The following is a 12,536-nucleotide window of genomic DNA, read 5'->3' as shown; positions in this document are numbered from 1 at the left end:
AGAAAAAAGGCCCGCGTTGCGGGCCTTTTTCTTTAGCGTCCGACCCGGAACTCGATGCGCCGGTTGCGCGAACGCCCCTCGTCGGTCGCGTTGCTCGCCACCGGCTGGTCCGGGCCCACGCCCGAGGTCGTGAGCGTCATCGGATCGATGCCCTTGCCCACCAGGTAGCCCTTGACCGATTCGGCGCGCGACTGGCTCAGCGCCAGGTTCGACGTGCGGTTGCCGGCGTTGTCGGTGTGGCCCACCACCGCCACCGACTTGTTGGTGAGCTTCTGCAGGATTGGCGCCATCTCGTCGAGGATGGCGCGCCCCTTGCCCGTGAGCGTGGCGCTGCCCAGCTCGAACTCGATGGTGCGGTTGCCCAGCACCTGGTCGACCGCGATCTGTTCCGACACGGGCACGCGCAGGCTGTTCTTGATGGTGTAGGTCGGGTTGAGCGAATTCGCCATGTCGCTCACGATCTTCTGGCGCAGCGCCTCGTTGCCGACCTCGCCGCTCAGCGCCATCTGCGTGCCCTCGATCTGGAACTGGCCGCGGTGGATCTCCTTGAGCGAGGGCGTGATCAAGCGCTGCACGTTGGCGGCCCAGTTGGCCGGCATGCTGACGGTGCTCACCACCTCGATCTTGTCGATCACGCCGCTGGGGCCGTAGATGCGGCGCAGCGCCTCGATGACGGCGGCGCGCGTGGCTTCGTCGGGCACCTGCCCGCCGGCCACGACCGGCTCGCCCTTGCCGACGGCCGCGGCCGTGGTCTCGACGCGGGCGGCGGTGGCGCCCGCTGCGGGTTGTTGTGGTTGCTGGGCCTGCACGGCCGGCACGAGCGCGAGCCCGCAGGCCATGGACAGCACGAGAACGCGCAAAGAACAATTCATGACCGTGTCATTCCCCGATGAAGACTTCGCGAAAGGCGGTGAGCACGATGTCCAGCGGCAGCTGCGGCTGGTCGAGATAGCTCACCAGCTTGAACATCGCGTAGTTGCTGTGGATGGTGTCCTCGACCCACTCCGGGTTGTCGATGTCGATGTTGTGCTCGGTGTAGACCTGCGGATGCAGCACGCTTTGCAGGCTGCGCGGCGACAGGCCGTTGAAGCCGATCACCAGCCGCGAGCGGCCGTCGATCTCGGTGACCAGCAGCACCAGCTCGAAGTCGGCCTTGGCCAGAAACTGCGACACCATCTCGAGCCAGAAGGTGGCGATCAGCGAGCGGTCGACCGGGTCGCGCGGCAGCGGCAGCGTGAGCCCCTTTTCCAGGTGCGACACGGCGCTGGCCATCACCGGTTGCAGCAGCAAACCCAGCGCCAGGATGGCACGGCGCAGCGACACCTTGTGACCATCGAAGTTGAGCATCTGCTCGATGCGCAGCAGGCTGGTGTCGCGCGTGAACGCCGCATAGGTGGCGCGCGAGGCCGACTTCTTGAAGCCGGTCTCGATGGCCGGGTCGATGGCCTCGAACTTCTTCAGCTCGTTGTCCAGGTCGGTGCCGGCCGCCAGCGACTGCACCTGCACCGCCATGCGGTCCCAGTAGGGGCCGATGAGCATCGGCGCACCGCGCATGAAGTCGAGCGCCTCGTCCACGTCCACCGAGGTGGCCGCCAGGAACGGGTAGCGGCGCGACGACTCGTCGCGGCTGGGGCGCACGTGCCCCGCAATGGCCACGCGGCTGCGCGAGCCCAGGCACACGAAGTGCATCGGCGCCGCGTTGTCGTAGATCAGCTTCCAGCGCGGGTCTTCCGACAGCATCTCCATGGTCTGCGACAGCCAGTGGTCGAACACCTTGATGAGCTGCGGGTTGTACAGGCCCTTCACGAAGTCGCCGCGTCCGGGCAACTTGCCGAAGTAGCACAGCTGTTGTGGCGCGCTCATTTGCCTGCCCCCCCTGCCTGCACCGGCGCCTGGGCCGGTGCCTGAACCGCTGCGGGTGCTGCTGCGCGCGGCACACCGATCTCCGCGACCGTCGACGGCAGCACCGTGCCGCGCAGGCCCTTGCCCTGCGGCGAATCGCCACCCGAACCGGCCGACTGCGTGTTCTGGATCACGCGCAGCTTGACGGTCACGCTCGCGTTGTCGCGCGCCCACGTGAGCTCGAAGCTGCCGTCGGGCAACTTGGTGCGCTGCGCCGTGCTCAGCAGGCGCTCCAGGCCGAAGTTGCCCGGCTCGTTGATCAGCTCGACCGTGCGCCCGTCGAAGGTGACGGCGGTGATCTTCGCGCCCGGCGTGCCCTGCGCGTTGGGCCAGACGAAGTTGGACCACTGCGGCGGCGTGTTGCGGTAGCGCAGCTGCTGGCCGTCGATTTCCACCATGTATTCCGTCAGGCCCGACACGGGCTGCGGCAGGATCTGGAACAGCGTCTGCGGCTGCGCGCTGCCGCCGGCCCCAGCCGCGGCACCGCCCGACAGCGGCGCCACCCACTGCGCGAAGCCGTTCACGAAGTCGGGGCTCAGCGTGAGGCCCTGGTCACCCCAGGCGCGCGGCGACAGCAGATCGCCGCGGCGGATCACCAGCGAGCCCAGCGTGGTCGTCACGAACTTGCCGATGGCGCCTTCAGGTCCGAAGAACTGCGCGATTTCCGCCGGCGAGGCCTCGATCTTCGCGCTCGCCGAGAACGGGTACTTGGTGGCCAGCGACTGCTGGAAGGGCTGGTGCACCTGCGCGCTCCAGATCTTGTTGACCTCCACCGCCGTCGGCTGCACCGTCACCGCGTAGGCCTGCAGCAGCGGCCGCACCAGCAGCGGGCGCAGCGCCTGGCGCTGCGCGGCGTCCATGCCGGTGAGCATCTGCTCGTCGACGTACTTGAGCGCATCGGCCAGCTCGGAGCCATTGCCCTCCAGCGTCTGCTGCATGAGCTGGCGCGCGCCCGGTCCGGGGTCGCCCTGGTTCTTGATCTGGTTGAAGCGCCCGCGCAGCTTGGACAGCGTGCCCAGGTAGCCGCGCAGCAGCGAGGTGTTGTCGCGCTCGACCACCAGGCGCGCCACGCCCGCGAACTCGCGCCCGATCGGGCCCATCGGGATCTCCGTGGCGCCGCCGTTGAGGTCGACGTTCACGTTGACCTGCGACGGCGTGGCGCGGCTGAAGAGGCGCTTGAACCAGTTGAAGGCCCCGGTGCGCGCCTGCTGCAGGCCGGCGTTGACCAGCGAGGGGTTGTCCCACGAGGTCTGGTCGTACACGGTGTCGAAGACCTTGCGGATCGGCGAGTTCTGCGGATCGCCCAGCTGGTTCATCGCCACCACGGCCTGCTCGAAGCTGCCCATGTCCTTCACCGCGATGCCCTGCAGGAAGCGCTGCCACTCCTTGGCGTACTCCAGCTTGTACATGGTGGCCAGCGTCTTGCGGATCTGCTCCGGGCTGCCTTCGAGCGTCAGGTCGTCGTTGCCGGCGACGTTGAGCACCCAGTCCTTGCTGGAGGTTTCCTTGTTCGCGGCGTCGCGGATCGCGTCGTCCACGTACTGCTGCCAGGCCTCGCGCGTGAACGCGCCCGAGATGGCGACGCTGCCGGCGAGGGTGCCTTCGGCTTCGGCGCTGCTGGCCGTGGCCCCGAGGATGCGCGCCACGGTCATCGGCGCGAAGCGCGTGGAAGCGCGTGCCTTGATCTCGGCGTACACGCGTTCGCGCGCCGGCATGCCGCGCACCACGCGGCGCAGGTTGTCGCGCGTCTGCTCGACCAGCGCCAGGTTGGTGTCGGCCAGTGCGGGCCAGTTGTCGTCGCCCACGCGGCGCAGATAGAAAGTGATCATGCGCTCGGCATCGCGGATGACCGCCGCGCGCGGCATGTCGCCGCGGTTGCTCTCGAGCCAGCCGCGCCAGAAGCGCGAGATCTGGTCGGTGAGGTGCGCCGTTTCCACCTGCCGCTTGTCGGACAGCATGAGGTAGGTCTTGAGCGCGTTGTAGGCGTCCTGCACGTCGGCCGGCGAGGAGCCGGCATACAGGCCGCCACTCTCCGGCGCTGCGGCGGGTGCCGTGGTGGTCGCGGCACCTGCGACCGGCAACGGTGCGGGCGCGGCACCGCCCGTCAGTGCAGCCACCGCATCGGCGCGCTTCAGGCGGTCGGGGTGCGCGTTGACCTCGCGCAGGAAAGCCTGCAGGTTGTCGGACACCGGCGCGAGCATGAGCTGCTTCACGCCACCGTAGTACTCGGCCACCAGCTTGTCTTCGAGCTGGTTGCCCTGGTACAGGCCCAGCGACAGCGACAGCGGCCGGTCGTTGCGGAATTTCTCGAGCTGCTCGATGCGGTCCTGCAGGATGCCCAGCGCCTCGAAGCGCGTGCGCAGGCCGTTGTCGCTGGCCTGCAGCTTGACCACCTTGTCCAGGTCGGCCTGCACGTTTTCCACCAGCTGGCGGTTGCCGAGGTACGACCAGGTCCAGCCGCCCAGCAGCAGGCCCAGCACGGTGACGAACGCGAAGAAACTCACGTAGCGCACGCGCGCCTTCACGGGGCTGGAGAACTGCCGCACCGTCTTCTTGTCGGCAAAGATCACCTTGGAGAACAGGTCGCGCAGGAAGAACCCGTTCTGCGAATAGATTTCCTTCGACTTGGTGGCCGCATTGCTCAGCGTGAGCCCGAAGCGCTTGGCGATGCGCTCGGTCGACAGGCTGCGCATCGTGCCTTCCTGCAAGGCACTGGTGAAGTAGAAGCCGCGGAACACCGGCTTGTGCTGGAAGGGGTTGCTCTCGAACAGCGTGGCCAGGAAGGCGCGCAGCGCGGGCTTGATGGCCGCGAACTCGAGCGGAAAGATCAACAGCTCGGGCGACGGGTCGCTGCTGCGGTGGTTCGCGAAGTGCGAGACGCTGATTTCCTTCAGGCCCATGTAGAGCTCGTCGAAGCGCTTGTCGAACAGCGCCACCGCGTCCTGCTTCTCGTCGCCGTCGTAGGGCAGCGAGGCGCCCCACACGCGGTCGCGCTCCATCTTGTCGCTGTCGCCGAAGAATTCGGCAAAACCGGTGATCAGGTCGGCCTTGGTGAACATCACGTACACCGGCGCGAACACCTCGAGCCGCTCGGTGAGTTCCTGCATGCGCTGGCGCAGGTTCTTCGCGAGCTGGATCGCGAAGTCGGGCCGGCTGCCGATCAGCTCGGGAATGCTGGCCGTGATGATGATGCCGTTGATGGGCGCCTTCGGCCGGTACTTCTTGAGCAGGTCCAGAAAGCCGAACCACTCCTTGCGGTCTTCCTGGTGAATGGAATAGCGGCCCGCCGTGTCGAGCACGATGCCTTCGGTGGTGAAGAACCAGTCGCAGTTGCGCGTGCCGCCGATGCCCTGGATCACCGCGTTGCCCTTGTCGGCGAACGGGAACTGCAGGCCCGAGTTCAGGATGGCGCTGCTCTTGCCCGCCGCCGGGTTGCCGATGACCATGTACCAGGGCAGCTCGTACAGCGCCTCGCTGCCCGACATCTGCCCGATCTTCGAGGTCTTGATGGTCTTCACGGCCTCGACCATGCGCCCGCGCAGCTCGTCGATCTCGGCCTTGCGCTCGGGGTCGCTGTCGCGCACCGCGGCGTCGGCCTGGTCCTCGAGCATGTCGCCGAGCTTGCGGTTGGCCGCGCGCGTGCGCATGCGCCGCACGAACCACACCAGCAGCCACAACAGCAGCAGCACCACGAAGATGCCGACGGCCCAGATCGCGCCGACTTCGAGCGTCTGCGCCCCGAGCAGCAGGAACGCGCCGAGCGCGATGGCGCCGATCACCGACAAGGTGCGCGGATCGGCCAGGAAACTGAAGAATCGCCGCATAGAAGTTTCTGGAATCGGTCCTGTTTAGGTAGCGGATGACGCGGGGCTCGCCGGGCCGGCCAGGAGGGCCGTCCGCGCGAGCGCGTCCTGCACGGAAATGGCGAGCACATGCCGTGCATCGCGCGCGGCCAGGTGGCACGCGAGCACGACGGCGCTCATGTCGGCCGCGGCCCCGAGGTGACCCAGGGTGGCGCAGACAGAAAGGTTGTTTTCGAAGGGCACATGCGGCAGCCGCTCCTGCACGAGCTTGGCCACTTCGGTGACGCGGCTGGTGCGGTGGTCGGCGTCGCTCACGACCCAGTCGACCTGGGCGGTCTCAAGGGCCGATGTAGCCATCAAATGTTGAGCAAAGCGATCGAGCAGGCTCGCATCGGGCGTGCGCGCCGTGTCGGCCGATGCTTCGCGCTGGCCGCTTGCGCTGCGCGACAGCCGCACGGCCTCGGGCGGCGCCAGCAGCGCATCGCCGGCGCGCACGAGCAGCAGGCCCGCCGCGGCTTCGCCGGGCACGCGGCCCTTGCGGCGCGTGGCGGTGTACAGCAGGCCGTCGGCCTCCCAGCGCGCGATGCTCGCTTCGGACACCGAGGAGTCGGCCGCCAGCGCGATCCACAGCGCGGGCCGCTGCTCGCGATGCAGCGACAGGCTGATGCGGTCGAGCAGCGCCATGGCGGACACGCCGTCTTCGCTCTTGAAGCAGTCGACATGCCAGCGCTGCGACGCATCGCCTTCGCGCACGCGCTGCTGCACCCACTGCGTGGCGATCACGCGTTCGCTCTCGCTCCATGCGCCCGGCAACAGCAGCGAAATGCTCAACTGCGGCGCCGCTGCAGGCCCCGGGATGACGCCGCCGCTGGACACGAAGCGTCCTGGCGCGCGCACCGCGAGCGCATCGCCGGCGTTCGCGATCGCCTCGGCCGCGGAACCCAGCAGCTCCTGCAGCACGTCAGACATCAAGTGGATCGCGCGCAGCCGGTCGTCGGGCAATGCATCGACGTCGAAAGCTTCGCCAGCGGGTTGCAGGCTTTCGCGCAGGTGCTCGCGCAGCTCGTTCTCGTCGATGCCTTCGACGCGGCCCGCGATGACGGGGAAGCCTTCGCCGTCACGCAGCTCCGGGACCAGCTCAGGCGTCTGCGCCTGGCCGATCGCGGTGGCCACAGTGTCGGCATCGCTGCCGCGCGGCGTGCGAAGAGCGAAGGCCAGCACGGCCATCTGCAGGCGCTCCTGCGAAGCCTCGGTTGCCACGGCATTCGATGAGGCCGCGGCGCCTGCGGCCACTGTTGTCCCAGCTGCGGACAACGCAGCGGCGGGCGCGGCCGTGAAGATGCGGCGCAGCACCACATAGAAGAGCATCAGCGCCAGCGGCAGCACCACGAGGTAGAGCGCGATGTCGCTCGTGCTCGGCATGCGCGCCGTGTACTGCCAGTAGACGATCACGAGCACCCACACCGTGATGAACACGGCGCAGGCCAAAAGAACGGGCTTGATCAGTCGCGACAGCATCCGAAGTTTTCGAACGCCTGCGTCACGCAATGGCGATGGCAGCGGTCCACGCGGTCGCGTGACCGCATGCCATGCCTGCAGCCGAAGAAGGAGGCACCGCCGTCATTCGGACGCGGAAGCGATCTGGCTGGACAGCAGCCGGCAACCGCAGGCCGCCCGGTCGCCGTGGCGCGCCACGCGCCGGCCATCGATCGACACGCAGTCGCTGCCCGTCACGATGGGGTTGATGCCATGGCCGGGCCGCGGGCACGACACCATGTCGCCGATGCGCGCCACGCGCCGTTCGTCGATGTGCGTGTTTTCGGATGCGGTGATCACGAAGCCACCGTGGTCGGTCTTGTCATGCAGAACGATCCACGGGCGGTCGTTGTCCGCCTCGGGTTGATCCTCACCCATTTGAACTCTCCCCCTTGATTGCCTCGTGGTGTGCCGATGCGACAGATGTCGTCCCGGCATTCAGTTGCGTGACAATTTAAATCCCGGCTTGCGGTACTCCACGTGACCGTAATCCCTGAAGGACCATCGACCACCCCACACCAAGCCCACGGACTCGGCCGCTTCACCATAGAGGCGATAGCCTTCCATGGCCCACGGATCTTTTTCAGAGATCACCAGCTTGCCATTGCGATAGAACGCGTTGTCTGCCGCAAGTCCATACTGATGATAGCTTTGATTGGCCTTCGCCATGGTCACTGTATTGCCCAATGCAGCGAGTTTGGCTTGTCGTTCAGGGCTGCGATAACCCTCGAGCAATGCGAGGTCGTAGCCGTGCTTTTCTTTCATGATCTTGTAGACGAGCAGCAAACGATTACGAAAGTCCACATCGAGAACAGCCCAGTCCCGACTGCCTTCTTTCGTGAGCGGACGAATCTGCTCGACCTCTGCCGTCGCAAACACCTCGGGCGGCAACGGCTGCGGCGGCACCAGCTGCTCGCCCTTGAGCAAGGCCTCGATCTTCGGGTCGCTTGTGGCGGCCCAGTCGTCGAAGAACAGAACCCGGCCACTTCCGAAAGTCACACTTAACAACACCGGCACGATAAGCAGACCCATGCCCGACAGCAACAGATAGCGATGCCTTACGGCAAAAGTACGCACTCCTGAGCCGCTGTCGCGCATCAACTGAAAACTTGCTTCGGACACAAAGCCGAGACGGCGTCCTATTCCAATAAAAAAGAATGCAATAGCAGTAGAAATGGAGACCGTCGCTCGCAACACACGGTCACGAAAAGAAGGGAACAAGAAGATGGCAAGTGCTGCCACCATCAAGGCAAAATAACAAAAGAGAGTGAAGAAGATCAACGGTGTTCAATGAGAGCCACTCAATTGTATGAGTCGCTCCAAAATTTGAACCCATCGCACGCAACACCTTGTTGCATCCCAATTGCGATATCGCGTTGATCACGCCACATAAAGCCGAGGGGAGAAATCACATGCCCGCAGCCAGCCGGACCACCCATCCATGACGGGCGCGTCTGACGCCCACAAGGACCGACCGAGCCTGCTCGGTTCGAACGCACCCACCACGGCCACATCGGCTGCCGCGACCGGAGGCGAGTCCACGCGTGTGCTTGCACAGTTCGGTGGCCGCGAAAGCGGCGCGCGTTCCTTCTTTGCACGGCCTGGTGTGTGGGCCTCCCTCGCAGTGTTGATCGGCGTGGCGGGTGCCACGACCTACCACCTGCAGTCGAAGCACGCGGATGCATCGCGGACCGTGGCGGCAGTGGCGCCGGCACCCGTGGCCGCGCCTGCCGCAGTGGAACCGCCGAAGCCGCAGGCGCCTGTCGCAGCCACTGCGCCGGAGCCCACGCCCGCACGCATCGTCGAAGGCGACAGCACGCCGCCGCCACAGCAACCACCACAGCAGCAGCCGGCCTCGACGCCGTTCGCCGCGATCGGTGCACAGCCCATGGCCGTGCCGCCGGCGGCGAAGTCGGCGCGCGTGGCCGCCGCGTCGCCTGCGAAAAAATCGGGTGCTGACAGCAAGACCAGCGTCGCCGCAAAGAAGCAGCCGGAGCGCATCGCGTCGGGTTCGAAGAAGCCCGTGCGCACGGCCGCGAACGGCAAGCCCGTCAAGACCGCCGCCAACAGCAGCAAGGCCGCGAAGCCCGCGACGCGCGCCAACGTCACGCAAACAGCGGTACGTCCGCGCGGGCCCGATCCCGACACCGACCTGCTGACCGCGCTGCTCAAGCGCAGCAAGACCTCCGACCCCGCACCGTCGGCGCAGGCCACTGCCGCAACGGCGGACTGCAAGCCGGGCGCACCTTGCAAACCTTGAGCATCCGAACCTGAGCGAATTTCCGATGCCTTCCGCTGACCGCAGCGCCCTGTGGGCCGAGTTGAGCCAGACGGCTCGGCTGTACCGCCTCGAAGCGCCGAGTGCTGCTTCATCGTCTTCGTCGGCCGCGCGCGAGAGCATCGATGCTTTGCGCGTGGAAGGCTGGGTACAACGCGAGGCGGTGTCGCAGCTGTTCGAGCTGCGCATCGTGTGCCTGAGCTTGCGCGCGGACCTTGCTCTAAGTTCGCTGATCGACCAGCCGCTGACGCTGGTTACGGTGCTGGCCAATGGCTCGCTCGCAAAGCGCACTGGATTGATTCGCGCCGTCGAATCGCTGGGCGCCGACGGCGGCTTGGCACGCTACCGCCTCACGCTCGTGCCCTGGCTCTGGCTGGCCACCCAGCAAGGACGCAGCCAGGTCTTCCAACAGCGCAGCGTCGCCGACATCATCGAACGCGTGCTCGCGCCGTATGCGGATGCGGGCAGCTGGGCCTTCTCATCCGAAGTGAACAGCTTCCTGGCCGATGCGCCCGTGCGCACCTACTGCACCCAGTACCGCGAAAGCGACTTCGACTTCTTCTCGCGCCTGCTGGCCGAAGAAGGCCTGGCCTGGCGCATCGAGGAAGACGCGAAGGCGCCGATGGGCCACAAGCTCGTCATCTTCTCGTCCAACGACACCCAGCCCGCCGATGCGGGCTCGCCGGTTCGCTTTCACCGCAAGAGCTCCCAGGAGCGCAGCGACGCCGTGCAGGCACTGGTGCGTCGCATGCGCCAGTCGGTAGCCCAGGTGCACCTGAGCGCCTGGAACGTCGACGGCAAGCGCCAGCTCACAGGCAGCGCCCCGGCGCGCTTTCCGGTCGGTGGCAAGAACGCCCCGCGCCTGGAATACGACGACGTGCTCGGCCTGAACGACCGCAGCCGCGGCTGGGACACCAACCGCACCGTCGAGCGGTATGCGGCCCTGATGATGGAAGCGGCCGAATGCCGCGCCGACCTGATGCTGGGCCACAGCACCGTGCGCACGCTGCGCGCAGGTACGCGCATCGAGATCGACGACGCGCCCGCGCTGGGCTTGCAGGCCAAGCCTGCGCTGCTGCTGGACACCGTCGAACACGTGGGCATCAACAACCTGCCCAAGGACACGGCGGCGTCGATTGCGGCGCAGCTGGGTGCGCTGACGGAACACCTGGTGTTCGACCAGCCCCGCGCCCCTGTGACGGCCGAAGCCGATGTGTTCGGGCTGGTGTCTGCCGCAACGGGCACGAGCAACGACAACAACACCATCCACCCGCAGCCCCAGAGCCTGGCAATCGCCCAGGCTCAAGGCTACGCCAACAGCTTCTCGGGCGTGCACGCCCCGCGCCCCTGGCGCCCCGCACTGGCCGCGGCCGACGGCGCGCGCCTGCACGCCAGGCCCACGGCCAGCGGCGTGCACAGCGCCATCGTGGTCGGGCCTTCGGGCGAGACTTCGCCCCACGGTGCCGACGAGCTGTACTGCAACGACCGCGGCGACGTGCGCGTGCGCTTCCACTGGCAGAACGGATCGAGCGAGAACGGCAACAGCAGCAACGGCGACAACGCCCAGGACAACCGCAGCACCCGCTGGATCCGCGTGGCCCAGCGCCAGGCCGGTCCCGGCATGGGCTGGCAATGGCTGCCGCGCATCGGGCAGGAAGTGCTGGTCAAGTTCGTCGACCTGGATGTGGACCAGCCCGTCATCGTCGGCGCGCTGTACAACGGCCGTGGCGACGGCGGCATCGCCCCCACGCCCGGCGGCGCATCGCGCGACAGCGAACAGGGCAACTACAGCAACGACGTCTTCGCCCAGGCGGGTAACGCCTCGCCCAGCGCCCAGGCCAACCTCGCGGCGGGCCACGCGCCGCCCTGGCACGGCGCCAGCGCCGACGACAAGGGCCACCGCAACGCCGCGGCCCTGAGCGGCTTCAAGACCAAGGAGTTCGGCGGCGAGGGCTTCAGCCAGCTGGTGTTCGACGATTCGAACCAGCAGCTGCGCGTGCAGCTGCACGCCAGCACCGCCCACAGCCAGCTGAACCTGGGCCACCTGATCCACCAGGCCGACAACTTCCGAGGCAGCTTCCGCGGCCAGGGCCTGGAGCTGCGCACCGACGGCTACGCCGCCCTGCGCGGCGGCAAGGGCGTCTTGCTCAGCACGTACCACGGTGCAGGCGGCCAGAAGCTGGAGCCCGTGGGCGACTTCGCCGCCGGCATGGCGTTGCTCAAGCAGGTGCAGCAGCTGGGCCAGGCGCTGAGCGATGCGGCCAGGACCCACGAGACCGTGCAACTGGCCGGGCACATCGGCGCGAACAAGGCCAACGAATCCCAGCTCGACAAGGAGCGCGCCCCCTATGCCGCGATGGAGCACACCGCCAGCGGCATGGTGACGGCCGATGCGCTCGATGCTGCCTACGCCGATGCCGCAGACAAGGCCATTGCCACCGGCGAAGGCAAGGTGCCGCACACGAGCGATGCCGTGATCGCACTGGCCGCACGCGGCGGCCTGGCGATGGTGGCGGGTCAGCAGCTGCAGATCGTCAGCGGCGAGACCGCCACGCTGGCCAGCGGCGGCGACATCAACCTGGCGCTGGCCGACGTGCTGCGCGTGCACAGCGGCCAGGCCATCGGCGTGCTGGCCGGGGCGCAGAAGGCCGATGCAGACACAGGCCTGTCGGTCATCGCGGGCAACGACGACCTGGACTTCCAGGCGCAGCACGACGAACTGCGCGTGCAGGCCAAGGAGGCCCTGAAGATCGCCAGCACCGACCAGACGGTGGAGTTCGCGGCCAAGAAGAAGATCCGCATCGCGACGGCGCAGGGCGCGTCGATCACGCTGCAGGATGGGGACATCACGTTCGAGTGCCCGGGGAAGATCACTTACCACGCGGTGCAGCGGAAGTTGGCTGGGCCGACGAGTTCGCCGTATGGGCTGCCGCTGTTCCCGCAGAGCATCTGCATCGAGTGCATGCTGAAGGCAGCACAAAGCGGAGCCCCCTTCTCCGCCTTGCAGTGAGAGCGTT

8 protein-coding genes are annotated in these 12,536 nt (G+C 67.3%); 2 read left to right on the top strand and 6 right to left on the bottom strand.

What is annotated here, in order from left to right; all coding sequences use genetic code 11:
- Positions 1 to 32: 32 nt before the first annotated feature.
- From AC07Q9_RS19110 to AC07Q9_RS19085, 6 genes are all read right to left on the bottom strand, one after another.
- Positions 33 to 872, bottom strand: a complete 840-nt coding sequence (locus AC07Q9_RS19110; RefSeq protein ID WP_495311306.1) for an OmpA family protein — start codon at positions 870 to 872, stop codon at positions 33 to 35.
- A gap of 7 nt (positions 873 to 879) precedes the next feature.
- Positions 880 to 1,863 carry a type VI secretion system-associated protein TagF gene (tagF, locus tag AC07Q9_RS19105; protein ID WP_095950376.1) on the bottom strand — a complete coding sequence of 328 codons (984 nt, stop codon included), beginning with the start codon at positions 1,861 to 1,863 and terminating at the stop codon, positions 880 to 882.
- Positions 1,860 to 5,726: a type VI secretion system membrane subunit TssM gene (gene tssM / locus AC07Q9_RS19100; RefSeq protein ID WP_495311304.1), complete on the bottom strand. Its 3,867-nt coding sequence runs from the start codon at positions 5,724 to 5,726 to the stop codon at positions 1,860 to 1,862. Before tssM ends, tagF begins: the two co-directional genes overlap by 4 nt.
- Positions 5,727 to 5,750: 24 nt before the next feature.
- Entirely contained in the window at positions 5,751 to 7,223 is a 1,473-nt protein-coding gene (locus tag AC07Q9_RS19095; RefSeq protein ID WP_495311301.1) for a hypothetical protein, read from the bottom strand.
- Between the two features lie 102 nt (positions 7,224 to 7,325).
- The gene (locus tag AC07Q9_RS19090; RefSeq protein ID WP_062481115.1) at positions 7,326 to 7,619 is read right to left on the bottom strand and encodes a PAAR domain-containing protein; all 294 of its coding nucleotides are present in this window, start codon (positions 7,617 to 7,619) and stop codon (positions 7,326 to 7,328) included.
- A 60-nt stretch (positions 7,620 to 7,679) separates the two neighbouring features.
- On the bottom strand, positions 7,680 to 8,522 hold the full coding sequence (locus AC07Q9_RS19085; RefSeq protein ID WP_370681903.1) for a M15 family metallopeptidase: 843 nt from the start codon (positions 8,520 to 8,522) through the stop codon (positions 7,680 to 7,682).
- Positions 8,523 to 8,682: 160 nt separating this feature from the next.
- On the opposite strand from AC07Q9_RS19085, the gene AC07Q9_RS19080 reads away from it, so the two are divergent.
- Positions 8,683 to 9,501 (top strand): hypothetical protein, encoded by an 819-nt coding sequence (locus AC07Q9_RS19080; RefSeq protein ID WP_495311299.1) that lies wholly within the window; start codon positions 8,683 to 8,685, stop codon positions 9,499 to 9,501.
- A 25-nt stretch (positions 9,502 to 9,526) separates the two neighbouring features.
- Positions 9,527 to 12,529: a type VI secretion system Vgr family protein gene (locus AC07Q9_RS19075; RefSeq protein ID WP_495311297.1), complete on the top strand. Its 3,003-nt coding sequence runs from the start codon at positions 9,527 to 9,529 to the stop codon at positions 12,527 to 12,529.
- Positions 12,530 to 12,536: the final 7 nt, after the last annotated feature.

This window comes from Variovorax sp. GW821-FHT09A10, from assembly GCF_059418385.1.
Note: the sequence above shows the minus strand (reverse complement) of the source record. Positions and strands in the feature narration are given on the sequence as shown.

Excerpts from the sequence above, each read along its gene's own strand:
- AC07Q9_RS19110 (WP_495311306.1), bottom strand. The coding sequence starts at position 872 with ATGAATTGTTCTTTGCGCGTTCTCGTGCTGTCCATGGCCTGCGGGCTC.
- tagF (WP_095950376.1), bottom strand. The coding sequence starts at position 1,863 with ATGAGCGCGCCACAACAGCTGTGCTACTTCGGCAAGTTGCCCGGACGC.
- tssM (WP_495311304.1), bottom strand. The coding sequence starts at position 5,726 with ATGCGGCGATTCTTCAGTTTCCTGGCCGATCCGCGCACCTTGTCGGTG.
- AC07Q9_RS19095 (WP_495311301.1), bottom strand. The coding sequence starts at position 7,223 with ATGCTGTCGCGACTGATCAAGCCCGTTCTTTTGGCCTGCGCCGTGTTC.
- AC07Q9_RS19090 (WP_062481115.1), bottom strand. The coding sequence starts at position 7,619 with ATGGGTGAGGATCAACCCGAGGCGGACAACGACCGCCCGTGGATCGTT.
- AC07Q9_RS19080 (WP_495311299.1), top strand. The coding sequence starts at position 8,683 with ATGACGGGCGCGTCTGACGCCCACAAGGACCGACCGAGCCTGCTCGGT.
- AC07Q9_RS19075 (WP_495311297.1), top strand. The coding sequence starts at position 9,527 with ATGCCTTCCGCTGACCGCAGCGCCCTGTGGGCCGAGTTGAGCCAGACG.